The sequence below is a fragment of the Arthrobacter sp. MDT2-16 genome, from assembly GCF_054510925.1.
Window position 1 is genome coordinate 228,808 of sequence record NZ_JBTNDP010000003.1, and the last position, 22,751, is coordinate 251,558.

General features: G+C 70.7%; 25 protein-coding genes and 3 tRNA genes. 8 read left to right on the top strand and 20 right to left on the bottom strand.

Features of this window, described 5'->3' with window-relative positions:
* Positions 1 to 20 precede the first annotated feature (20 nt).
* The 4 genes from ACX80N_RS07655 to ACX80N_RS07670 all read left to right on the top strand — a co-directional run bounded on the left by ACX80N_RS07655 (position 21) and on the right by ACX80N_RS07670 (position 3,619).
* Positions 21 to 1,046 carry a LacI family DNA-binding transcriptional regulator gene (locus ACX80N_RS07655; RefSeq protein WP_105032681.1) on the top strand — a complete coding sequence of 342 codons (1,026 nt, stop codon included), beginning with the start codon at positions 21 to 23 and terminating at the stop codon, positions 1,044 to 1,046.
* 64 nt (positions 1,047 to 1,110) lie between these two features.
* A complete protein-coding gene (gene nadE, locus ACX80N_RS07660; protein WP_459338907.1) occupies positions 1,111 to 1,935 on the top strand; it encodes an ammonia-dependent NAD(+) synthetase in 825 nt (274 codons plus the stop codon).
* Between the two features lie 26 nt (positions 1,936 to 1,961).
* Positions 1,962 to 2,771, top strand: coding sequence for an exodeoxyribonuclease III (locus ACX80N_RS07665; protein ID WP_105032470.1), 810 nt, complete (start codon positions 1,962 to 1,964; stop codon positions 2,769 to 2,771).
* Positions 2,772 to 2,776: 5 nt separating this feature from the next.
* Positions 2,777 to 3,619, top strand: a complete 843-nt coding sequence (locus tag ACX80N_RS07670) for a hypothetical protein (RefSeq protein ID WP_105032469.1) — start codon at positions 2,777 to 2,779, stop codon at positions 3,617 to 3,619.
* A 73-nt stretch (positions 3,620 to 3,692) separates the two neighbouring features.
* Here the strand turns inward: ACX80N_RS07670 and ACX80N_RS07675 are convergent, their stop codons facing one another.
* The 13 genes from ACX80N_RS07675 to ACX80N_RS07735 form a co-directional block, all read right to left on the bottom strand.
* The gene (locus ACX80N_RS07675) at positions 3,693 to 4,703 is read right to left on the bottom strand and encodes a LacI family DNA-binding transcriptional regulator (protein ID WP_459338908.1); all 1,011 of its coding nucleotides are present in this window, start codon (positions 4,701 to 4,703) and stop codon (positions 3,693 to 3,695) included.
* A gap of 3 nt (positions 4,704 to 4,706) precedes the next feature.
* The gene (locus ACX80N_RS07680) at positions 4,707 to 5,672 is read right to left on the bottom strand and encodes a carbohydrate ABC transporter permease (protein WP_105032467.1); all 966 of its coding nucleotides are present in this window, start codon (positions 5,670 to 5,672) and stop codon (positions 4,707 to 4,709) included.
* Positions 5,669 to 6,634, bottom strand: coding sequence for a carbohydrate ABC transporter permease (locus tag ACX80N_RS07685; RefSeq protein WP_459338909.1), 966 nt, complete (start codon positions 6,632 to 6,634; stop codon positions 5,669 to 5,671). The genes ACX80N_RS07680 and ACX80N_RS07685 overlap by 4 nt, the downstream gene beginning before the upstream one ends.
* Before the next feature lie 140 nt (positions 6,635 to 6,774).
* Entirely contained in the window at positions 6,775 to 8,121 is a 1,347-nt protein-coding gene (locus ACX80N_RS07690) for an ABC transporter substrate-binding protein (protein ID WP_459338910.1), read from the bottom strand.
* 183 nt (positions 8,122 to 8,304) lie between these two features.
* A complete protein-coding gene (locus ACX80N_RS07695; protein WP_459338911.1) occupies positions 8,305 to 8,961 on the bottom strand; it encodes a hypothetical protein in 657 nt (218 codons plus the stop codon).
* Positions 8,958 to 9,560 (bottom strand): DUF6286 domain-containing protein, encoded by a 603-nt coding sequence (locus ACX80N_RS07700; RefSeq protein WP_459338912.1) that lies wholly within the window; start codon positions 9,558 to 9,560, stop codon positions 8,958 to 8,960. The genes ACX80N_RS07695 and ACX80N_RS07700 overlap by 4 nt, the downstream gene beginning before the upstream one ends.
* Positions 9,557 to 9,931 carry a hypothetical protein gene (locus tag ACX80N_RS07705; RefSeq protein WP_105032679.1) on the bottom strand — a complete coding sequence of 125 codons (375 nt, stop codon included), beginning with the start codon at positions 9,929 to 9,931 and terminating at the stop codon, positions 9,557 to 9,559. The genes ACX80N_RS07700 and ACX80N_RS07705 overlap by 4 nt, the downstream gene beginning before the upstream one ends.
* 63 nt (positions 9,932 to 9,994) lie before the next feature.
* On the bottom strand, positions 9,995 to 10,186 hold the full coding sequence (locus tag ACX80N_RS07710) for a DUF2273 domain-containing protein (RefSeq protein WP_105032463.1): 192 nt from the start codon (positions 10,184 to 10,186) through the stop codon (positions 9,995 to 9,997).
* 7 nt (positions 10,187 to 10,193) lie between these two features.
* A complete protein-coding gene (locus ACX80N_RS07715) occupies positions 10,194 to 10,661 on the bottom strand; it encodes an Asp23/Gls24 family envelope stress response protein (RefSeq protein ID WP_105032462.1) in 468 nt (155 codons plus the stop codon).
* Positions 10,662 to 10,760: 99 nt separating this feature from the next.
* On the bottom strand, positions 10,761 to 11,165 hold the full coding sequence (locus ACX80N_RS07720) for a hypothetical protein (RefSeq protein WP_459338913.1): 405 nt from the start codon (positions 11,163 to 11,165) through the stop codon (positions 10,761 to 10,763).
* A 429-nt stretch (positions 11,166 to 11,594) separates the two neighbouring features.
* Positions 11,595 to 11,667, bottom strand: a tRNA-Phe gene (locus ACX80N_RS07725).
* 70 nt (positions 11,668 to 11,737) lie between these two features.
* Positions 11,738 to 11,811 (bottom strand) — tRNA-Asp (locus ACX80N_RS07730).
* Positions 11,812 to 11,898: 87 nt separating this feature from the next.
* A tRNA-Glu gene (locus ACX80N_RS07735) sits at positions 11,899 to 11,971 on the bottom strand.
* Positions 11,972 to 12,130: 159 nt separating this feature from the next.
* On the opposite strand from ACX80N_RS07735, the gene ACX80N_RS07740 reads away from it, so the two are divergent.
* Positions 12,131 to 12,535, top strand: coding sequence for a metallopeptidase family protein (locus ACX80N_RS07740; protein ID WP_105032460.1), 405 nt, complete (start codon positions 12,131 to 12,133; stop codon positions 12,533 to 12,535).
* A 187-nt stretch (positions 12,536 to 12,722) separates the two neighbouring features.
* On the opposite strand, the gene ACX80N_RS07745 is transcribed toward ACX80N_RS07740, so the two are convergent.
* Positions 12,723 to 13,742 carry a universal stress protein gene (locus ACX80N_RS07745; RefSeq protein ID WP_459338914.1) on the bottom strand — a complete coding sequence of 340 codons (1,020 nt, stop codon included), beginning with the start codon at positions 13,740 to 13,742 and terminating at the stop codon, positions 12,723 to 12,725.
* Between the two features lie 330 nt (positions 13,743 to 14,072).
* Between ACX80N_RS07745 and ACX80N_RS07750 the strand changes: the two genes are divergently transcribed.
* A complete protein-coding gene (locus ACX80N_RS07750) occupies positions 14,073 to 14,654 on the top strand; it encodes an FAD-dependent monooxygenase (RefSeq protein WP_459338915.1) in 582 nt (193 codons plus the stop codon).
* 95 nt (positions 14,655 to 14,749) lie between these two features.
* On the opposite strand, the gene ACX80N_RS07755 is transcribed toward ACX80N_RS07750, so the two are convergent.
* Complete coding sequence (locus tag ACX80N_RS07755) at positions 14,750 to 15,358, bottom strand: copper resistance CopC family protein (RefSeq protein WP_105032457.1); 609 nt, start codon at positions 15,356 to 15,358, stop codon at positions 14,750 to 14,752.
* Between the two features lie 122 nt (positions 15,359 to 15,480).
* Here ACX80N_RS07755 and ACX80N_RS07760 point away from each other — a divergent pair, with 122 nt between their 5' ends.
* Positions 15,481 to 16,932, top strand: coding sequence for an NCS2 family permease (locus ACX80N_RS07760; protein ID WP_459338916.1), 1,452 nt, complete (start codon positions 15,481 to 15,483; stop codon positions 16,930 to 16,932).
* Positions 16,933 to 17,031: 99 nt separating this feature from the next.
* Here the strand turns inward: ACX80N_RS07760 and ACX80N_RS07765 are convergent, their stop codons facing one another.
* Positions 17,032 to 17,817 (bottom strand): 3-hydroxybutyrate dehydrogenase, encoded by a 786-nt coding sequence (locus ACX80N_RS07765; protein ID WP_459338917.1) that lies wholly within the window; start codon positions 17,815 to 17,817, stop codon positions 17,032 to 17,034.
* Positions 17,818 to 17,947: 130 nt separating this feature from the next.
* Here ACX80N_RS07765 and ACX80N_RS07770 point away from each other — a divergent pair, with 130 nt between their 5' ends.
* Complete coding sequence (locus ACX80N_RS07770) at positions 17,948 to 18,841, top strand: LysR family transcriptional regulator (RefSeq protein ID WP_459338918.1); 894 nt, start codon at positions 17,948 to 17,950, stop codon at positions 18,839 to 18,841.
* A 136-nt stretch (positions 18,842 to 18,977) separates the two neighbouring features.
* Here the strand turns inward: ACX80N_RS07770 and ACX80N_RS07775 are convergent, their stop codons facing one another.
* The 4 genes from ACX80N_RS07775 to ACX80N_RS07790 all read right to left on the bottom strand — a co-directional run bounded on the left by ACX80N_RS07775 (position 18,978) and on the right by ACX80N_RS07790 (position 22,627).
* The gene (locus tag ACX80N_RS07775) at positions 18,978 to 20,705 is read right to left on the bottom strand and encodes a cation:proton antiporter (RefSeq protein WP_459338919.1); all 1,728 of its coding nucleotides are present in this window, start codon (positions 20,703 to 20,705) and stop codon (positions 18,978 to 18,980) included.
* Positions 20,706 to 20,807: 102 nt separating this feature from the next.
* Positions 20,808 to 21,620 carry a spermidine synthase gene (locus ACX80N_RS07780; RefSeq protein ID WP_105032452.1) on the bottom strand — a complete coding sequence of 271 codons (813 nt, stop codon included), beginning with the start codon at positions 21,618 to 21,620 and terminating at the stop codon, positions 20,808 to 20,810.
* Between the two features lie 82 nt (positions 21,621 to 21,702).
* Positions 21,703 to 22,239 (bottom strand): GNAT family N-acetyltransferase, encoded by a 537-nt coding sequence (locus ACX80N_RS07785; RefSeq protein ID WP_240615183.1) that lies wholly within the window; start codon positions 22,237 to 22,239, stop codon positions 21,703 to 21,705.
* A gap of 46 nt (positions 22,240 to 22,285) precedes the next feature.
* Positions 22,286 to 22,627 (bottom strand): thiamine-binding protein, encoded by a 342-nt coding sequence (locus ACX80N_RS07790; protein WP_105032451.1) that lies wholly within the window; start codon positions 22,625 to 22,627, stop codon positions 22,286 to 22,288.
* Positions 22,628 to 22,751 lie beyond the last annotated feature (124 nt).

The following is a 22,751-nucleotide window of genomic DNA, read 5'->3' on the forward strand; positions in this document are numbered from 1 at the left end:
GAGGAACCTCGGAGAAGATGATGACGACGACGCAGGACGCAGGCGCCCCCCGGCCGGTGGCCACGCTGGAGATGGTGGCGGCCCTGGCCGGGGTGTCGCGGGCCACCGTGTCCCGCGTGGTCAACGATTCGCCGAGCGTGGATCCCGAACTCGCACTGTCGGTGAAGAAGGCCATCCTCGCGCTCGACTACACGCCCAACCGCGCGGCGCGGTCGCTCGCCAAGCGCCGGGCGCAGGCCGTCACTCTGATCGTCCCCGAGTCCACGTCGAAGGTCTTCGCCGATCCGTTCTTCGCCTCGGTGGTGCAGGGCATCGCGCTGTTCCTCACGGACACCGAGTACACGCTCAACATGGTGATCTCCTCGGAGTCCAAGCCGGAGAAGACGCGCAGCTTCCTGCTCGGCGGCAACGTGGACGGCGTGCTGGTGGTGTCCCACCACAGCAGCGACCACTCCTGGACGCACCTCTCCGGATCGCTGCCCATGGTGTTCGCCGGCCGCCCCCTCGTGGGCAGCAGGGAGAGCTACTACGTCGAGGTCGACAACGAGCGGGCGGCCTACAGCGTCACCCGGCAGCTGACCGACAGCGGGCGGAGGCATGTGGCGACCATCGCCGGCCCGCAGGACATGCCGCCGGGCATCGACCGGCTGGCGGGGTGGCGCACGGCCGTGGTGGAGGCGGGACTGTCGGACGGGCTCGTGGAGGTGGGGGACTTCACCCTCGCCTCCGGCGCCCGTGCCATGCATCGCCTCCTGGACCGCGGCACGCCCCTCGACGCCGTCTTCGCGGGCAACGACCAGATGGCGGCCGGTGCGTACACCGCCATCCAGGGCCGCGGCCTGCGCATCCCGGAGGACATCGCCGTCGTCGGGTTCGACGACGACTCCTTCGCCACCTCGGTGACCCCGGCCCTGACCACGGTGCACCATCCGATCATCGAGCTCGGGAAGAAGATGGCCGAGATCCTGGTGGACCTGATCGAGGGGAGACCCGCACAGCGGGCCACGATGCTCCCCACCTCGCTCGTGATCCGCGATTCCGCCTGATCCGGCCGGAGTTCCCCCCGATTTCGTAACGTCGTAGAAATCGAAGCGGGGTAGCGTTGGGGTCATGCGTGAACTACAGGCACAGATCATCGAGGAGATGGGCGTCCGGCCCGTCATCGACCCGGCTGCGGAGGTCCGGAGCCGCGTCGGCTTCCTCAAGGACTACCTCAGGTCCACAGGCACCCGCGGGTTCGTCCTCGGCATCAGCGGCGGTCTGGACTCGACCCTCGCCGGCAAGCTCGCCCAGCTGGCCGTGGACGACCTGCGGTCCGAGGGCGTCGACGCCGACTTCATCGCGATGCGCCTCCCCTACAACGTCCAGAAGGACGAGGAGGACGCCCAGGCGGCGCTCGCCTTCATCCAGCCCCGCACCTCGACGGTGTTCAACGTGGCCCCCGCCGTCGACGGCTTCCAGCAGGAGTACGCGGAGACGACCGGCGAGCGCATCTCCGACTTCACCAAGGGCAACACGAAGGCCCGGGCCCGCATGGTGGCGCAGTACGCGGTCGCCGGCCAGCACAACCTCCTCGTGATCGGCACGGACCACGGCGCCGAGTCCGTGACGGGCTTCTTCACGAAGTTCGGCGACGGCGGCGCGGACATCCTGCCGCTGTTCGGGCTGAACAAGCGCCAGAACCGCGCCCTGCTCAAGGAGCTCGGGGCACCGGCCGCGCTCTACGACAAGATCCCCACGGCGGACCTCCTGGACGAGCTCCCGGGCCGGGCCGACGAGAACGAGCTCGGGCTGACCTACGAGCAGATCGACGACTACCTCGAGGGACGCGAGGTGGACACCGACGCCGCGACGGCGATCGAGCACCGCTACTGGATCACACGGCACAAGCGCACGGTGCCCGTGAGCATCTTCGATTCGTGGTGGCGGGAGTAAACACCGCCGTTGGTAACGTAGGGTCCGTGAAGATCGCCACCTGGAACGTCAACTCCCTCCGTGCCCGCGCCGACCGCGTCGAAGCCTGGCTGAACCGGTCCGACGTCGATGTCCTCGCCATCCAGGAGACCAAGTGTAAGGACGACAACTTCCCCTGGGAGCTGTTCGAGAACAGCGGCTTCGAGGTGGCGCACTTCGGCCTGAGCCAGTGGAACGGCGTCGCCATCGCCTCCCGGGTGGGGCTCGACGACGTCGAGCGGACCTTCCCCGGCCAGCCCGCCTTCGGCAAGCCCGGGACCGAGCCCGTCCAGGAGGCACGCGCCATCGCCGCGACCTGCGGCGGTGTGCGCGTGTGGAGCCTGTACGTGCCGAACGGCCGCGCGCTCGATGACCCGCACATGCCGTACAAGATCGAGTGGCTCGACGTCCTCCGGGGCCATGCCCAGCGCTGGATCGAGGAGGACCCCGCGGCGCAGATCGCCCTGATGGGCGACTGGAACATCGCGCCGCAGGACGAGGACGTGTGGGACATCGACCTCTTCGTCAATGGCGGCTACACGCACGTCAGCCCGCCCGAGCGTGCCGCGTTCCAGGCGTTCCTGGACTCCGGGTTCGCCGACGTCGCGCGCCCGTTCACGCCGGGTCCCGGGCTCTACACCTACTGGGACTACACGCAGCTGAGGTTCCCGAAGAAGGAGGGCATGCGCATCGACTTCGTCCTCGGCTCGCCCGCCCTGGCCGGACGGGCCACCAACGCGTTCGTGGACCGCGAGGAGCGCAAGGGCAAGGGCGCCTCCGACCACGCTCCCGTCGTCGTGGAACTCAGCGGACCGTGAGCGCGATGGGTGCGCGCATCCTGCAGCCGTTCCCCTACGTCTCGTACCTCCGCGTCTACGAGCCCCTCGACGCGTTCTCCGACGCCCAGCAACTCGCCATGCTCGAGCAGCGCGTCCGCGAGCGCACGCTGACCGAGGCCATCGAGCACGAGCAGTCGCTGCGGCGCATCCTGCGCAGCGTCTCGGATCCCTTCCCGCACCACGAGCCGGACCTCGTACGGGTCACGCACTTCCCCGGTGCGAGCGGGACGACGGCGCCCTACTACTGCCCCAACCAGCTGGCCGTCCGCACCACCCTCGCCGCCGAGTCGCTGGACCAGAGCCTGCGCGGCCCGTTGATCGACGTCCTGGTGCCCGAGGCCGCCCGGGAGGCGCACCAGGCGAGGCTCGACCCCGACACCTTCGCGGACACCGTCGCCCGGCTGCACACGCGGTCGGCGACGTGGGGCGTGCCGTTCGCCTGGTTCGCCCTGATCCACGAGGACGACCTCACGGAGGTGGTCGAGGACGACGGGCGCGTGTCCACGGTCCGGATCCTCGCGCGGATCGGCGACTGCATCGACCGCGGGAGGCGCTCCGTCGCCCAGCTCGCCATCGGCGCCCCGGAGATGGACCTGCTCGACGAGCTCACCGAGATCGTCGAGTGGCTCGAGATCTTCCGGCGTGACGCCGTGGTCGAGGTGGACTACGGCTCGGTGGCAGACCGTGTGTTCCCCGACGACTCCCCCATGGACGTGCGCCTCGGCATCGAGAGCCTGGCCGAGGCGGACATGATGGGCGCCGCCGCCTCCTACCGGCGCCTCGCCTCGCGGTGGATCCCGATCCGCCAGCTCGCCCGCGCCTCCTGAGCCGGTCGTCGGGGCGTAGGTCCGCCGGGCCGTCGCCGTCGCGGATCGGTGCGCGCGACGGCCGGGCCGGCGCTCAGGCCGGGGCGGGCCCCGTCGATGCCCGCTCGACGAGCAGGTGCGGGCGCGCCGGGGGGTACTCGGCCGGCTCGTTGCGCAGCAGTTCCCCGAGCAGGATGTCCGCGGCGTAGGCGCCCTGGTCCCCGGGGTCCTGGCGGATGGTCGTCAGCCCCATGGGCTCGGCGAACTCGTGGTCGTCGATCCCGATCACGGACAGCTCGCTCGGCACGTCGATGCCCAGTTCGGCCGCCGCCTTCAGCACGCCGAACGCCATCTCGTCCGAGGAACAGAACACCGCGGTCGGGCGGTTGGCCGGATCGTCGAGCAGCGCGAGGGCGGAGACCCGCGAGGTGGAGAACGTGAAGTCGCCGAAGGCGGACCACTCCTCGCGCAGGGGCAGCCCGCGCTCGGTCATGACCTGCTTGAAGGCCTCCTCGCGGATGCGCGGCACCTCGAAGTCGATGTCGAAGGACCTGCCGCCCCGCATGTGCGCGATCCTCGTGTGTCCGAGGCCGATCAGGTGCTCCACGGCGTCGCGTGCCGCCCGGGTGTCGTCGATCCCCACGTGGCGGACGCCCTCGATGGCTCCTCCCACGACGATGTGCGGGTACTCGAGCTGCTGGACCGCCTGCCGTTCCTCCGCCGTGAGGCGCATGCACATGACCAGGAGGGCGTCGATGCGCTTGCGCAGGATGGAGCGGTGGAACACGCGGTCGCGGTTCACGCCGTCGCCGCCGAGGCTGAACACGATGAGGTCGTAGCCGGCGGCGCGCAGCTGCCGGTCGACGCCCTCGAGGACCGCGGAGAAGTACCAGCGGTCGATCGCCGGGACGAGCACGCCCATCGCCATGGTGCGCCCCGATGCCAGGCCGGAGGCGGACGAGGACGGCACGTATCCGAGCCGGTCGGCGGTCGAGGTGACCCGGGCACGCGTCTCCTCGGCGACCCCCGGCAGCCCGCGCAGTGCGCGGGACACCGTGGCGGTCGACACACCGAGGGCTGCTGCGACGTCGTCGATGCTCGTCATGACTCAGCCCTTCAGGCCGCCTGCGAGCAGTCCCCGGACGAAGTACCGCTGGAGCCCGAAGAACACGGCGAGGGGGATGATGATCGAGACGAAGGCCCCCGCGGTGAGCCGTTGCCATTCGCCGCCCCTGGAGCCCTGGAGCTCGGCGAGGCGCTGCGTGATCGGCGCGACGTCGGCCCCTCCGCCCGAGAAGACCAGGGCCACCAGCAGATCGTTCCACAGCCACAGGAACTGGAAGATGCCGAACGAGGCCAGGGCGGGGGTGGCCAGCGGGATGATGATGCGCCAGAAGATGGTGCTGTGGCCGGCGCCGTCGACCCGCGCGGCCTCGATGACCTCGCCGGGGATCTCCGAGATGAAGTTGTGCAGGAGGAAGATCGCCAGCGGCAGGCCGAAGATGGTGTGAGCCACCCAGAGCTGCGCATACGTACCGCTCGGCAGCAGCTGGAAGTCCCCGACCTTCAGGACCTGCGTGAACAGCTGCAGGAGCGGGATCAGCGCCATCTGCAGGGGCACGATCTGCAGGGCGAAGACGACGATGAAGAGGTTGTCCCTGCCCTTGAACCGGCCCCAGGCGAACATGTAGGCCGCCATGGCGCCGAGGACCAGCGTGAAGATGGTGCCCGGGATGACGATGGCCAGCGAGTTGACGAAGTACGAGAGCAGGTTCGGCGACTGGCTTCCACCGGGGCTGAGGACGTCGACGTAGTTCTCGATGGTGAACTGGCGGTCGGTGAGGACGTTCCACCAGCCGTTGCCCTTGATGTTGTCCTCGGGCCGGAAGGACGAGACGAGCAGGCCGAAGGTCGGGATGGTCCAGATCACGGCGATGACGACGGCGGCCGCCGTCGCGGTCCGTGAGGTCAGGCGCTGCCGGACCCGCTTCTGCAGGGCGGGACGTCCCGGCGGAGTGCTCGCGCCGGCGCTCGGCAGGAGGCTCTTCTCGTTCTCCAGGGGCACAGTGCTCATCGGATTTCCTTCTGCTTGCGGAGCAGCCGGGCGTTGTACAGGACCACGGGCAGCACCATCAGGAACAGGATCAGGGCCAGCGCGGCCCCCCGTCCAGGCTCCCCCGCCCGGAAGGCCTGGGTGTACATCTCGTTGGCCACGACGGAGGTCTCGTACTGGCCCGCCGTCATCGTCCGGACGATGTCGAACACCTTCAGGGTGCCGATCGTGATGGTGGTGACGACCACGATCAGTGAGCCGCGGATGGTCGGGATGGTGACGTTGAGGAACTGCTGCCACGGGCTGGCGCCGTCCAGCCGGGCCGCCTCCACGATCTCCGTCGGGATGCCCTTGATGGCGGCCGAGAGGACCACCATGGCGAAGCCGGTCTGGATCCAGATCATGACCGCGATCAGGAACAGGGTGTTCTCGGGGGCATCGAGCAGGAACTGCTTCGGTTCCCGGCCGAACCAGACCAGGATCTGGTTGAGCAGCCCGATCTGGTCCTGCTCGGGCCCCTTGTAGGCGTAGACGAAGCGCCAGATCACGCCGGCGCCCACGAAGGAGATCGCCATGGGCATGAAGACGAGGGCCTTGAGCGCCTTCTCGCCCCACGCGCGGTCGATGAACACCGCGTAGGCGAGGCCGATCGACGTAGCCAGCAGCGGGACGAGGACCACCCAGATGACCGTGTTCCGCAGGGTCACCAGTGCCTCGGGCTGCGTGAACATCCAGACGAAGTTGTCGAGTCCGACGAACTCGCCGTTGCGGTCGGTCAGGGAGAGGTACGAGGTCTGCAGTGCGGGGAACACGAGGCCGACGGCGAGCAGCACGAGGGCCGGAGCCAGGAACCCTGCGATCTGGACCTTCTCCCGGCCGCTCTTCGGGGCCCGATCGACGAGCACCATGATGAGGCCGATGACGGCGGCGAAGACGGCGAGCCCCACCACCACCTGTAGCCCTTTTTCTGCAATGTCTTCCACAGCACGGCCTCCTGGGTGCACCTGAGCGAAGTAGGGATGGTCGACGGAGGCAGGATGCGCCGCGTGGAGCGGCGCGTCCTGCCCCGTCGAGGGCGGCTGGTGCCTCGCCCGGCGACAGGCGGGCTACCAGCCGCGGTGCATCAGGAAGCAGGCCAGCTGTCCTCGACGGACGTGGTGACTTCCTCGGTGGAGGAGCCGTTCAGCCAGTTCACGATGCCGCTCCAGAAGGAGTTGGCACCCACGGCGCCGGGCATCAGGTCCGAGCCGTCGAACCGGAACACGGTGTTCGGGTCCTGCAGGAGCTCGATCGACTGACGGTCGAGGTCCGACTGCGCCACCTCGGGATCAAGTCCCTTGTTGGCGCTGATGGCGCCGCCCTGGGACACGCGGGCGTTGGCGAACTCGGCACTGGCGAGGTACGTCTGCAGGGCCTGGACCTCGGGGCGGTCGGCGTACGCGCCGATCAGCTCACCACCACCGGTGATGGCGGTGCCCTGCGAGGCGTCGATCGGCGGCGTCATGAAGGCCCAGACGTCGCCGTCCTCGGCGACGGTGGTCCCCTCGGGCCAGTTGGCGGCCTGGAAGGATGCCTGATGGTGCATGGCGCACTCGCCGTCGAGCACGGGCTGGCCCGCCTCGGAGAACGGCGTCGAGAGGATGGAGCGGACATCACCGAAGCCGCCGTTGACGTTCTCGTCGTTCTTCAGGATCTCCCCGACGCGGTCGAAGGACGCGACGATCCTGGGGTCGTCGAACGGGATCTCGTGGGTGACCCACTGGTCGTAGACCTCGGGACCGTGCTCGCGCAGGACGGCGTCCTCGACCCAGTCCGTACCCGGCCAGCCGGTGGCCTCGCCCGACTCGAAGCCTGCGCACCAGGGCTTCATCTCCCCTTCCCCGGCGATCTTCTCCGTCAGCGCGGTCATCTCGTCCCAGGTCGTGGGGACGTCCCAGCCCTTCTCCTCGAAGGTGGCGGGGTCGTACCAGACGTAGCCCTTGACGTTCGCGAGCATGGGCGCCGCATAGAAGGTGCCGTCCACCGTGCCGTACTTCTTCCAGTCCGCGGACCAGCCCTCGTCGACGAGGTCGGAGACGGCCTGCGGCGCGGGCTTGAGGTTCGGAGCCTGGTCGGCCAGCAGGCCGGGCTGCGGGAAGATGGCCAGGTCGGGAGCCGTGCCGCCCTGCGCGCGGACGCCGATCTGGGTCTCGAACTCCTTGGACCCCTCGTACGCCACCTCGATGCCGGTGCAGTCCGCGAAGTCGGCCCATGAGTTCTCGAGCAGTTCCGCCTCGACGTCGACGATGGTCGAGTAGACGCTCACCTCGGCGTCCTCGAAGGTCCCGTAGGACTCGTAGGCCGAGCAGTCGGCGTCGCGGGGACCGCCGGCGCTGTCGGATCCTTCGGACCCGCAGCCGGACAGGGCGAGAAGGGAAACACTGAGTGCTGCAGTGGGCAGCAGGAACTTCCGTGAGCGAGTGGTCGCCATTGAAACAGACTCCTTTGTCCTGGGATACGTTCTGCGCTGGTCACGAGGTCGAGGCCTGGTACCGGCGCCGGCCCGCCTCCCTGAATGATGAACCGAGCGTAAGCGCTTACAAAAGTTCCGGCCAACCCGACGCCGGTCCACGGCGGGTTCGATACAGAATTGTTACCTGAGTTACGCGTGGTTCTAGGCGACGCGGTCCGCCCGGGTGAAACGGGCCCTCGCGCCCGAGCTGACGCTGATGAGCACCGGCGTCCTGGAACCGGTCACCGCGTCGAGGGCCTCCACGAGGCGCGAGACCTCGACCGCTATGTCGTAGGGAGGCACGCCCTTCCGGGGAAGGACGCGGACCCGGATCCCCGGCACGCCCCGGATCCGCCAGGTGCTCACGGATGCGCCCACGAGATCGGGCCGCTCCAGCAGCGCTGCCTTCAACGCCTGCTCGGCCGCCGCTGCCGTGATCGTCACGGATCCCGCCGTACCGCCACCGCTGGAATCGCCTCTGCCTGTCGCCCCGCCACCACCCCTGCCGGTCACCGTGCCGGTGGCGAACAGTCCCGTGCGGCCCCTCCCCTGGGCGGCGATCCAGACGATGAGCATCACGATCAGGAACACCAGGACCAGCGCGAGCGCGATCCACAGCCAGGTGTCCGCCTGGCCCTCGAGCGTGGTCCGGCTCCGGAGGTCCTCCACGGCCTGCCCGGCCCGCGGCGCCGCCGACCGCCACCAGCCGGCCGCGGCGGGCAGCGTCAGGAGGGCGAGGCCACCGGCCCCGAGGGCGAGCGCGATCAACCCGACGACGGCGAGGACGAACCGGTTCAGCAGCCGCGGCGTGGTGTTCACTGTCCGATCACCCCGGACTCGGCCACGACGACGGCGATCCTCGGCTCGGGTTCGATGCTGGAGCGGCGGAGGTCGTCCGCGACGGCAGCGCGGACGGCGTCGGCGTCGACGGGGGTGCCGGAGGTCGGCCTGATCTGGACCGTGACGGAACCCCGGCCCACCGTGACGAGGACCTGCTCGGGTGCCACGCCCGCGGCGACGCGCGCCCTGCGGGCGAGCGACGACGCCACCACCTCGGCGTCCACGACGACGGCGGCGCGCTCGTTCGGGATGGTGTAGCGGGCCCGCCGTCCGGGAAGGAGCGCGAGCAGGAGCAGCAGCGCCCCGAGGACCACCAGCAGCACCGACCCCGCGCCGAGCAGCGAAGCGGGGACGCCACCCGGGAGCGTGCCGAGCCGGGCCGCCACCGCCTCGACGTCGAGCAGGAACGGCCTGTCGCCCACCGCCTTGAGCACCGCTTCGAACAGGAGGACCAGGCATCCCACGATCAGGACGGCGGCGGTGACCACGGAGGGGAGAGCCCGCGAGGAGTAGAGCTCCCGGCGCACCAGACGGGCGGTGGACGCCGACGTCGCCCGGTCCAGCGGATCGGCCTTCACTGGACCCTCGCCCCCTTGGTGACGGTGCTGCCGATGATGCGGATATCCACCCGGCTCAACCGGGCCCCGCTGAGCTCCTCGATCCGCCGGAGGATCGGGGTCCTGGCCGCTTCCGCGCGGACGAGGATCGGGCCGCCGAACGTGTCGACGATCCCGGGGTCGTCGAGCACGCGGGCCAGGGGCGGCACGGGAAGGGGCAGCGCGAGGAGGAGCGCGAGGAGACCGCGTTCGTCGGAGAACGTGGCCCTGATCTGGCCCGGCTCGACGTCGAGTTCGGCGGCGGCCGCCGCGCAGGCGAGGCTCGTGAGCGCCTGCGTGGTGATGCGGTTGTGCCCGGCGAGGGACGCCCGGTCCGGGCGCGCCAGGACCAGGGTCGGCGGGCGGGTGGGGGCAGCGGGAACGGTATCGGGCGTCACGGGCTGATCACGCAGGGGTCACGAGGACGAGCGCCGGCCGGACAGGGCGTCGAAGACGCCGCGGAGGTCGAGCTTGCCCTCGGCGATCCGGCCGAGGACGGCGCCGCACAGGACGAGCACCAGGGTGAGGAGGAAGCCCCAGAACCCGAAGATCAGCGCGGCGAAGGCGAGGACGGCTCCGGCCGCCATGCCGATGGTGGTGGGTGTCATGGTGTCCTCATTCGACCGGGGGCTTGACCTGCGTGGCGCCCGTCGGGCTCGTGGCGCGGACCCGCTCCACGGCTTTGGAGTCGGCCGGCTGCGGCACGTGGACGTCGAGGACCTCCACGTTGACCTCGATGACCTCGAGGCCCACCAGGTCGGTGAGGGCGTCGTAGACGGCAGCACGCACCGCGTCGGCGAGCGCGTTGAGCGCGTAGCCGTACTCCGCGACGAGGCTGACGTCCACGGCCAGCTGGGTCTGCCCCACCTCGACCTTCACGCCGTGCGAGGCATCGTTGGCTCCGACGGCGTCGCGGATGGCTCCGAGCGCACGCCCGGCGCCGGGGCCGAGCGCATGCACCCCGGGCACGGTGCGCGCGGCGATGGCCGCGATCTTCACTGCGGCGGGGTCGCCGATGACGGTCCGGCCGGCCGGTGCGGCCTGCAGGACGGGCAGCGGTCGTCCCGTGGGTTGTTCGATCATCGACTGGGGCCCCTTTCGCTTGTGCCCAGCCTAAGCCACGCCGTCACGGGCGGCAGGGGCGGCTCCGCCGTCGTCCTGGACGGTGTGTCGGCCCGGGCATCAGGAGTCGGCGCAGTGCCGTCCGAGCCAGTCCTGCACCGGCACCATGGCACGCCGGAACGCCTTCTCGTCGAAGGTGCCCGAGCCCTCGGGGGGCGCCTCGACCGAGTGGGCAAGGGCAGTGAAGTCGTCGTGCAGCTCCGGAGGCACCCTGTCCCGCAGGGCGAGGATCTGCTGCTCGAGGGCATGCAGCTCGTCCGGGTCGGACTGCGAGCGCAGGCTCAGCGGTGCCAGCATCGCCGTGGTGACCCCGCCCGCCACCATCACGCAGTGGTCGGAGGGACCGGCCGTCGACCCGGGGGCCGTGCTGCCACCGGCATCCGGCTCGGCGGGCGTGGCCCGGCCCGGCTGGTCGGACGGCGACCCGGGCAGCGGACCAGGACTCGCGGACGGGCTGGCCGGCATCGTGAGTGCCGTTTCCTCGGGGACACCACCCCCCTGGCTGCACCCTGCAAGGGCCACTGCGAGAGCGCAGAGCGCGGCAGCGGAATGCAGGAGTCTCACGGGTACCCTCTCGTCTCGGTGCGGTGCCGGGGGTTCAACGCTCGGAAGCCCCACTACTATCCCAGGTAGTTCTCCTGAGCAACCGGACGGGCGGCAGGCCCGGCGGGAGGCGTCCGCTGGAATGCTACGGCGCGAACCACGGCATTGTCTGGGAGGACGGCGGGGCCCCTGGTACGTGCTGAAGGAGCAGTCGCGGTCGCACCGGGACCGTCCGGATCCACCGGGACCCTCCACGGACGCCGACCCCGCCATGCGCCCCGGGGGCGGCCTGCCCGCACCCGGGCACGAAAAAACCCCGCGTTCCAGGGGGGGAACTGCGGGGTTCTGCGGTGGCTCCGACCGGCGTCGATCCGGTGACCTTTCGATTTTCAGTCGAACGCTCTACCAACTGAGCTACAGAGCCTTGCAACCATCTGACGATGATCACCGTATCCAGCCCGACCGGGCTCCCCGAAGGGATCCGGCCGCCTGAGCGACCCTGACGGGACTTGAACCCGCGACCTCCGCCGTGACAGGGCGGCGCGCTAACCAACTGCGCTACAGGGCCTTGCTAACTTCACTTGCTCGTTTGCAAGAGTTCCAGCCTACCAGCACTTTTCGTCCTGGTTGACCGCCCGCGAGGGCAGCTCCTGCGTACCCCCAACGGGATTCGAACCCGTGTCGCCGCCGTGAAAGGGCGGTGTCCTAGGCCACTAGACGATGGGGGCCAGAACCACAGTTCGGGCTCCTGCGACCTTCCGGAAGGGCAAGCATTTCCGGCGGATCATTCCCTGTCGTGGACCTATAAAACTATAGGGGCAGTTTCCCGATTCCACAAAATCACCCGGGACGGACCGCCCTGCCGATTGCGGAAGCCGTCCGGGCCGATGCACCGCGGGGGATCTCTGTACGATCGGGGCGTGCCGTTCGAGATCACGCGTGAAGAGTTCGAGGAAGCCGTCGACGATGCGATCGACCTGATCCCCGACGACCTCGCCCGCGCCATGGACAACGTGGCCATCCTCGTCGTCGAGGAGTACGAGCCCGGGCCCGGCGAGCCCGCCGATGCCGAACTGCTCGGACTCTACGAGGGGACACCCCTGACGGAGCGGGACGGGTGGTGGGACGCCGGATCCCTGCCGGATCGCATCAGCATCTTCCGGGGACCCCTCATGCGCCTGTGCGGATCCCGCGAGGAACTCGTCGAGGAGATCCTCGTGACGGTGGTCCACGAGGTCGCCCACCACTTCGGGATCGACGACGAGCGGCTCCACGAACTCGGCTGGGGGTGACGCGACACACGACCGCGCGCCCTCGTGTCCCGGGGCAGCGGCGCGGACATCCGGCACGTGGCGATCTCCATCGGCGGCAACCGGGTGGTCGACGCCCTCGACCCGGAGCAGGGCATCCCCGTCACGGATCCCGCCTCCATGGGCGGCATGGGACCGCTCGATCCCTCGGCGGGACGCGTCCAGGTCCCTAGCGGACCGGAGCGATCATCGGCCCGAACGAGCTCCGGTCCTCGAGGCGCGGATCGGCCTTGTCCGGCACGATCAGCACGGGCCCACGGGCGTGGTGCAGCACGCCCTGGCTCGTGGACCCCATCAGCATGCCCGTGAAGCCGCCACGGCCGCGCGTGCCGACGACGAGCAGCTCCGAGCTGGCCGAGGCCTCGATGAGCACTTCGGCCGGCGGCCCGTCGACGAGGTCCACGCGGATGTCGACGTCGGGGAAGTGGCTCTTGAGCCAGTCGCGCCCGGCGGCGAGCTGGACGGCGAGGTCCGCATGCAGTGCCTCCCGGTCCACGGGTGCCGGCACCCAGGCGAGTGATCCGTTGAAGGGTGCGACCGAGCAGATGACGCGCAGCGCCAGCCCCCGCGACCGGGCCTCCTCGGCGGCGGCGAGCGAGGCCATGCGGGCCTGCTCCGAACCGTCGACGCCGACCACCACCACCGGCTGCACCTCGGGGGCCGGCCGGTCCTTGTCCCTGCGCGGCTTCCTGTCGAGTTCCGGGTGCCCGAGGCGCGCGCCAGTGCATACGGGGATGACCGCCGTCGGGCACTTGGCGTGGGCCGGCAGGGCGCTGCTGACGGAACCGAGGAGCCGTCCCACGAACCCGCCGCGGCCCCGGGAGCCCACCACCATGAGCTCGGCCTCCTCGGAGAGATCCAGGAGCACACCGGCGGCGTCGCCGGTCTCGATCCTGGGATGCACGTCCACGGCGATGCCCTCGAGGTGGGTCAGGGAGTCGTTGAGGACGGCCTGCGCGCTCTCGCGGATGACGTCGTCGTCCACCGTCGCGTAGCCGGCGTCCATGCTCGACGCCGCGAAGACGGGCACGGTGTAGGCCGTCACCACGTACAGCGGGGATGCGCGCCGTTCCGCCTCGCGTGCGGCCCAGAGCAGGGCACACGTGCTCTGGTCGGAGCCGTCGACACCCACGACGATGCCGTGCTGCGCCGGCCCCTGCGACAAGCCTTCTGCGTGCTCGCTGACCATGGCAATCCTCCTCCGTCGCGGGTCCCCACCGCCGGTGGCAACCCGGTCCACCATTTGTAACCCACACGCCCGGCCCCGGTCTATTCAGCGTCTGAAAAGTTATATAGGCTGCGGGAGACCCGTTGCGGGGGCTGGGCCCGTGGGCCGGACGCCCCTGCGCGTACCGCTCCTGGCTGACCCGTTCGCAGCCAGGAGTCCGTACGGTCCGGAAGAGGCGCCGGACCGTACGGGACCCCTACGTCGTGTGGAGGTAACCCGGTGGATTCCTTGCCGCTTGACCCGGTCCGCTCTGCGTCCGTGCCGCCGGTACGCGCGGAGCATACGAGCACCGTGGTCATCGGCTCAGGACTGTCGGGACTCGCCGTCGCCAGTGAGCTCAGCCGACGCGGCATCAGCTCGATCGTCGTCGAGAGCGTCGAATGCTTCGATTCCGGGGCCATGCGCACCATCATGACGGACTCCGTGTCCCTGTCGGAGCGCACCGAACTGATGCGGCTCCTGCGGGCCTACGCCGCGTCCCACCGGCTCGACGTCCGCCAGAGCACCGTGGCCGAGCAACTCAGCGTCATCGGGCACCCGAAGCTCCTCAGGGCTCCCGTGGGACGCAAGAAATGGGCCGTCCAGACGGCCGACGGCGTCCTCCTCGCAGATCACGTGGTCCTGACCAAGTACCCGCAGAACGAGCTGAGGAGGTTCCTGCGGTCCATGGGCATCGCGATCGGCCGGGACTTCAAGGACGCCCTGCGCGCGATCGGCCTGCACCTCGTCGGCGTCGGCGAGTTGCTCACGCCGACCACGCGCGAGATCGTGCGGCAGGCGAAGCTCGTGAGCGACGCCATCGGGGCCCAGGGGCCCGCCGCGCTCAGCCGGATCGTCCCGCCGCGTGCAGCCCTCTCACCGCTGGGCGCCTGACGCCTACCGCCACCTTCCGCCGCCGGCGAGCTACGGCCGGGTCCTCCCTGCGGGCGCCCGGTGCCGGCGCGCCCCGAAGGGTGTCCTGACCGCCCCTACTTCCCGGCGCCGAGCCGCTTGCGCGCGGTCACGGCGAGCGCGACGGCGATGGCCACGAGGGCCGCGATCATCAGCACGATGCTCCACGGGAAGTCGCTCACACCGGCCGTCTGCGTCTCGTTGGCCGGGGCATCCTGCGCGTCCACGGGACCGGCGGTGGTCGCGGCGTCCGGCACCGTCGTCGAACCCTGCTGTGTCCGGAAGGCGAACGTGCCCTCGATCGGGTGCGAGTCCGAGCTCACCACGCGCCAGTTGACGGTGTACCCGCCGGCAGGGGCGCCCGGGCGCAACGGCTGGGTGGCCGTCCGGTCCACGATCTCGACCGGCCCGTCGGCCCAGTCCGTGCCGGATTCGTCGAGCACCTGCACCTGCGCGCCGATGCCGGACGGGACGTTGGAGAAGTTCAGCTCCAGGGCCGGTGGGAGCACCTCCACGGTGGCGCCCTCGGCCGGGTTCGTGCCGGTGAGTTCGTCGTGGGCGGTCGCGGCGCCGGCGGGACCGAACAGCATCGCGAGGGCGAGCAGGACGGCGGGGATCACCGCGGCGGCCACGCGGGGACGACGCCGGGGGGTCACGGGAGGGTGGACAGGCAGGAGGGCTGACATGCCCCAACCCTACGCGGCGTCCCTGACCGGGTGCTGGGTCCGGCCGTCACGAACGAGGCCGCTGCGGGGGCGCGGGATAGACTTCCTCCCGAGTCCCCGCCCCTGCCGCCCTAGGATCCCCCATGCTCAAAACTGGTTCCGTGCTGGACCGCTACTTCGACATCACGCAGCGGGGGTCCACGTTCTCCCGCGAGATCCGCGGCGGTCTCGCCACCTTCTTCGCCATGAGCTACATCGTGGTGCTCAACCCCCTCATCCTCGCCGGCGCCGACTCCTCGGGCGGTGAGCTCGGCTTCGAGCGCGTCGCCGCCGTGACGGCACTCGTGGCGGGCGTCCTGACGATCGTCATGGGCGCCTGGGCCAAGTACCCCTTCGCCCTGGCCACGGGCCTCGGCGTCAACGCCTTCGTAGCCATCACCGTGGCCACCAACGCGGGCCTGACCTGGCCGGACATCATGGGACTGGTCATGCTCGCGGGCCTCATGATGCTCGTGCTGGTCCTGACGGGCTTCCGGACAGCGGTCTTCAACGCGGTGCCGGAGAGCCTGAAGACGGCGATCGTGGTGGGTATCGGCCTGTTCATCGCCCTGATCGGACTCGTCAACGCGGGCTTCGTGCGCCGCGTCCCCGACGTCGCCAACACCACCGTGCCCGTGGGCCTCGGTTTCGGCGGCGTCCTGATCGGTTGGCCCACCCTGGTCTTCGTCTTCGGCCTGATCCTGACCATCGCGCTCGTGGTCCGCAAGGTGCGCGGCGCCATCCTGATCGGCGTGCTGGCCGCGACGGCCCTCGCCGTGATGCTCGAGGCCGTCGTCGACGTGGGCCCCAGCGTCAGCCCCGATCAGGATCCGAACCCCGCGGGCTGGTCCCTCGTGGTCCCCGAACTCCCCAGCGGCTCGTGGGTGGGCGTGCCCGACCTCAGCCTGGTGGGCAACGTCAGCCTGTTCGGCGCCTTCGGCCACCTCGGTGCCACCGCGGCGATCCTGCTGACCTTCACGATCCTGCTCAGCATCTTCTTCGACGCGATGGGCACCATGGTGGGGCTGGCGAACGAGGCGAAGCTCGTCGACGCCAGGGGCAACATCCCCGGCGTGAACCGGGTACTGGTGATCGACGCGCTCGGCGCGGTGGCCGGCGGCGCCGGGTCCGTGTCGTCCAACCAGATCTACGTGGAGTCCGGTGCCGGCATCGGCGAAGGTGCACGCACCGGCCTCGCGAACGTGGTGACGGGCCTGCTGTTCCTCCTCGCGATGTTCTTCACGCCGCTCATCAGCCTCGTGCCGTTCGAGGCCGTGGCGCCGGCCCTCGTGGTCGTGGGCTTCATGATGGTGTCCCAGGTGGGCCGCATCGACTTCGACGACTGGGGCGTGGCCCTTCCCGCCTTCCTCACCTTCACCCTCATGCCGTTCACCTACTCGATCGCCAACGGCCTGGGCGCCGGGTTCATCGCGTTCGTGCTGATCCGCGCCATCCAGGGCCGCGGACGCGAGGTGCACCCGCTGATGTGGGCCGTGGCCGCCGCGTTCGTCGTGTTCTTCGGGATCGGACCCATCGAGGAACTGCTCGGCATCTGATCCCGGGGCGGCATCCAGGGACGGCGCCCCAGCAGCCGGCAAGCGACGACGGCGGGTGGGGGACCGCCGTCGTCGCCGGTCTGTGGGGGACGTCCCGCTTCAGCGGGCGGACCAGCCGCCGTCCATGACGTAGGAGGACCCCGTCACCATGCCGGCGTCCCCGCCGGCCAGCCAGGCCACGAGCGAGGCGACCTCCTCGGGCTCCACGAGTCGCTTGATCGCGGACTCGGTGAGCATGATCTGCTCGAGGACCTCCTCCTCGCTGATGCCGTGCACGCGGGCCTGGTCCGTCAGCTGGTTCTCCACGAGGGGCGTGCGGACATAGCCCGGGTTGACGCAGTTGCTGGTGACGCCGTGGGCGCCGCCCTCGAGAGCCGTCACCTTGGAGAGTCCCTCCAGGCCGTGCTTGGCGGTGACGTACGCGGCCTTGAACGGCGAGGCCCGCAGCCCGTGCACGGAGGAGATGTTGATGATCCGGCCGAAGCCCCGCGCGTACATCCCGGGGAGGGCGGCGCGGATCAGCAGGAACGGCACCTCGACCATGAGCCGCTGGATGCGGCGGAAGTCCTCGGGATCGAACTCCTCGAGCGGGCTGACCCGCTGGATCCCCGCGTTGTTGACGAGGATGTCCGCCTCGAGGGTCAGCGTCTCGAGTGCCGCGGTGTCCAGCAGGTCCACCGCCCACGCCTCACCGCCGAGCTCGGAGGCAAGGGATCCGGCGCCCGCTTCATCCCGGTCCGCGACCACCACGTGGGCTCCCCGCGCGGCCAGCGCCCGCGCGCACGCGGCACCGATCCCGCTCGCGCCACCGGTGACCAGTGCCCGCCGTCCGGCCAGGGACCCGGGGTTCAGGGCCGCCGCGGGCTGGGACGCCGTCGTGCTCATGGATCTCCTTCGTCGACGCTGACACGGATGCCGGCCCCTGCAGGGTCCCGGGTGATGCCTACGAGTATCGCTGCAGGATCCGGCCCAGCCAATGACCAGAACGGCAGGAATGCTCTGCAATACTGCAGATATGAGCGTGCCCAACGCGCAGGATCTCGTGGTCCTGCTCGCCGTCGCCCAGAGCGGGCGCTTCACCACGGCCGGTGATGTGCTGGGGCTGAATCACACGACCGTGTCCCGGCGGATCGCGGCCCTCGAGAAGGCGCTCGGCGGGCGTGTGGTCTCGCGCGGCAGCGGCGGCTGGGAGCTGACCGAACTGGGCCGGCGGGCAGCGGACGCGGCGGCCGTCGTCACGGACGCGATCGCGCAGTTGGGGGGCGACGACGGCGGCGGCCTCTCCGGCGTGGTGCGGATGAGTGCCACGGACGGCTTCAGCGCCTTCGTCGCCGCACCCGCTTTCGCCCGGCTCCGCGCCGGCAACCCCCGGCTGAGGATCGAGATCATCACGGCCACGCGCCGGGCCTCACAGACCCGGACGGGCCTCGACTTCGAGGTGGTGGTCGGGGAGCCCCAGCTGCACCGCGCGGAGGCGGAGCGGCTGGGCACCTACGTCCTGGGGCTCTACGCGTCCAAGGGCTACCTCGCCGGCCACGGCGCGCCCGCCACGCTCCAGGAGGCCATGCGGCACCAGCTCGTGTACTTCATCGATTCGATGCTGCAGGTGGACAGCCTCGATGCGCCCCGGCGGCTCCTGCCGGCCATGCGCGACGCCCTGAGCTCGACCAACGTCTTCGTCCACGTCGAGGCCACCCGGGCGGGCGCCGGCCTCGGCCTCCTGCCGTGCTTCATGGCCGACCGGCATCCCGATCTCGTGCGACTCCTCCCCACCGACGTCGCCGAGGAGCTCGACTACTGGCTCGTGGTGCGGGCGGACGCGCTGCGCCAGCCGGCCGTGGCGGCCGTCGTCGACGCCCTGCGGCGGGCGACCGCGGCCCTGGAGCCGCAACTGCTGGGCCGCGGCTGACGCCCCCGCCCCTAGGATCCGGCCCAACTCCGGCCCGACTCCGGCCGGGCCCCGGTGCCTGCGGCGCGGTGCCGTCCATGGGGCGCGGGCGATCGGCCCCACTCGTCGTGCACGTCCGGAGGGAGCCGACGTCGGCTCAGGAACCGCTCCGCGGGCGCAGGCGCGTCTCCTCGACGTCGAGCACGCGCTGGGCCCGGGCCAGCACGCGCGACGAGTACGTCCCGCGGGCCCTGGCCGCGAGCAGCGCCTCCCGCTCCGCCGCGAGCACCGCCAGCCGCAGGTCGCGGTACTGGCGGTGCGGCGAGCGCACCAGTTTCTGCTCGGGCAGCCGCGCCCTCTCCCACTCGAACTCGGACCGCCTCCCGGTGTCCGTGCGGACGCGGTCCAGCACCTCCTCATCCACCCGGACGTCCTCGCCCATGATGGCCTGCGGGTCGTCGAGCACGCGCAGGCCCTCGGTGCGCAGCTCGTCGAAGAGGGTGGCGGACTCCTCACGGTCGGACCCGATGTCGATGCCCTCGATCCTCAGCACCCGGATGAGCGCCGGCAGGGTGCCGCCCTGCACCAGCAGGGTGGTGACCGCGACGGTGAAGGCGATCAGCACGAGCTGCTCCCGGTAGGCGAAGGACTCCGGCAGGGACTGCGCCGCAGCCAGCGTCACCACCCCGCGCATGCCGGACCAGCCCAGCACCGTGGCACCCTTCCAGCCGGGCCCCTCGCGCCGCTCCAGGTCCAGGTCCGCCTTGCGGCGCTGGTACAGCCTCGTCAGGACCCGCTTGCGCCGCTTCTGCCTCGCGTCGAGCGTGGGCTGCTGCTTGAGCCGGCCGAGTCCGCGCCGCAGCTGCAGCGTCCGGCGTTCCGCGCGGCTCGGCAGCCGTCGCATGAGCAGGACGAGGGGGAACACCCAGAGGAAGCGCAGCACGATCAGGGTGAGGGTCGCGAGGAGACCGATCAGCACGGTCTGCCCCACGGTCAGCAGTGACTGGTCGATGTCCTGCAGCAGGCCCCGGACCTCCAGGCCGATCAGCAGGAAGACACCGTTCTCCAGGAGGAACTGGACGGTGCGCCAGTTCACGTTGTCGCTGATGCGTGCGCGGGCATCGAGCCGGCTGGCACTGTGGTGCCCGGTGTAGATCCCGGCGATCACGACGGCCAGCACCCCGGAGGCGTGCAGCTCCTCGGCCGGGATGAAGGCGATGAAGGGCACGGCGAGGGACAGCGCGGTGTCCAGCACGGGGTCGTCGAGCCGGGAGCGGACGAACACGGTCACCGCCCCGACCGCGTAGCCCACGATCAGTGCCACGACGACGGCGAAGGCGAAATCGGCAACGGCCGCGCCGACACCGGCCAGGGCTCCCGCGGACGCGGCGATGGCGCTGCGCAGGAGCACCAGCGCCGTCGCGTCGTTGACCAGCCCCTCGCCCTCGAGCACCGTGAGCAGCCGCGGAGGCAGGCCGAGGCGCCGGCCGATCGAGGTGGCGGCGACGGCGTCAGGCGGGCTGATGACGGCGCCGAGCGCGACCGCCGCGGCGAGCCCGAGCCCGGGCAGCAGGGCGTGGAGGAGCAGCCCGGTGACGAAGGCCGAGACGACAACGAGGGCCACGGACAGGCTCGCGATGGGGGTGAGGTTCCGGCGGAAGTCGGTCACGGGCGTCTTGATCGCCGCCGCGTACAGCAGGGGCGGCAGGATGCCGGTCAGGATCCACTCGTCGGGGATGGTGAAGCGCGGCACGCCGGGCACGAAGGAGAACCCGATCCCCACGACCACGAGGAGGAGCGGCGCCGCGACCCCCACGCGCTTCGAGAGCACGGCCACCCCTACCAGGACGGCGATTCCGATGATGCCCAGCAGTCCCAGTTCCACGCGGTAAGCCTAGTGGGGGGCGCAGGCCCGGTGCCTCGGAGGGACTGTGCGTGCTGCGCTTGACGATCCCCTCAGGAGCCCTCGACGGGCTCGGCGGCGTCGTCAGTCGGTGAGGATCTGCGCCCCGGCGGCGAAGGTCCTCACGCGGGCGTCCTGCCACAGGTGGGCCGGCACTCCCCCACCGAGCAGTTCGCGGGCCAGGCCAGGATCCTCACCGAACGGTGCGTCGCTCCCGGCGATGATCACGTTGCCGTAGCGCCGGCCCTTGAGCATCGCGGGGTCGGCGATGATCGCGGTGTGGGCGAACTCGGCACCGATCGTCGCGGCCTCCCGTTTCGCCGTGCCGAGGTCGGGGCCGTCGCCGCAGTTGACCACGTAGAGGCCGTCGGGTGCGAGCACGCGCTTGGCGGCCCGCGTGAACTCCCGCGTGGTGAGGGGGAGCGGCGTCAGGGCCCCGGCGAAGACGTCCCGGATCACGAGGTCGCGGCTGCCCTCGCTCAGGGATTCCGTGACGGTCCGCGCCTCGCCGACGCGGATGCGGACGAGGGGTGCGCGGGGCAGGTCGAACCACGCGCGCACCAGCTCGGCCAGGCGTCCGTCGAGTTCGACGACGACCTGGCGTGCCTGCGCATGGGAGGCCGCGAAGCGCCGGGCGAGCGAGCACGCACCCCCGCCGAGGTGCAGGGCTCGGAGCCTGTCCGACGGCGCCCAGCGGGAGTCGACGAGGGAGGCGATCCAGCGCATGTACTCGAAGTCGAGCTGCAGCGGGTCCGCGAGGTCGATGTGCGAGCTCGGCACGCCGTTGATGCGCAGCACCCACCCGTTCGAGTTGTACGGATCGGGTTCGAGCTCGCAGGTCCCGGTGTCGATGGGGAACTCGCCGATCTCCGGGCGCGGCCCCGTGGGTTTCGCCATCAGGGCGGTCTCCTCTGGTCAGGTTCGAGCGGGTGCAGTGCTGGTCGGGCTCGGTGCTGGTCGGGCTCGGTGCTGGTCGGGCTCAGTGCTGGTCGGGGCGGTGCATGCGGAACATCGGCCTGTAGTGCCAGGTCGGGCCGCAGAGCATGGACGTGCCGTCGGGCGTGAAGCCGTTGCGGACGTAGAAGCGCTCGGCGCGCGGGTTGTCGTTCAGGATCCACAGGTAGGCGGCCCGTGTGCCGATCGCGGTGTCCAGCAGGCGCTGGCCGAGGCCCGAACCGTGGGTGGAGCGCAGCGTGTAGATGTGGTGCAGCTCGAAGTCGGGCCGGTCCTCGTCGCGTCCCGGTCCCGACGTCGCGATGGCGACGGGTGCGCCGTCGTCGTCGAACGCCAGCCAGCTGCGCGCACTGCCCGGTGCGCGCTCGGCGTCCTCGAACGCCGCCCGCCGGCGCTCGATGATCGCGGGCAGCTCGGCGTCGTAGTACTCGTGGTACTCCGGCGGCATGATGTGCTCGTAGGTCTCGTGCAGCCCCGCGACGTGGGTGCGCGCGTACGTCTCGGCGTCGTCGACCGTGGCCGGCCGGATCACGTAGGGCAGCGTCAGCAGGGGCGGTGTCACGGTGCCAGCTTAGTGGCCTGAAGCCACCGGTTGGGGTCGGGCGGGGTCAGGAGTGGCCCTCGAACTGCTCCTGCTCGGCGAGCGCCGCTTCCAGTCGTTCCACCTTGCCGGTCAGCTCGCCCGTGCGTCCGGGGCGGATGTCCGCCTTCAGGACGAGCGACACGCGGCTGCCGTAGCGGCCCACCGCCTCCGTGGCGTTCTTGACCACGGCCATCACCTCGTCCCACTCCCCCTCGATGGTGGTGAACATGGAGTCGGTGGAGTTCGGGAGCCCCGATTCACGCACGACGGCGACCGCAGCGGCGACGGCGTCGTGCACGGACCCGTCGGGGTTCTCGCGGGAGAGGTCGGAGGAACCGGACGGGGCGACGCTGAAGGCTACGAGCATGGTCCCAGTCTGGCACGCGGGGACGCGCGGCGGGCGGTCGGCCTCCCATGACCGCCGCGACCGGTTCGCCGACGCCGAGCACCGGAACACGATCGCCAGCCACCTCTTCCGCTCCTGCTGCGCG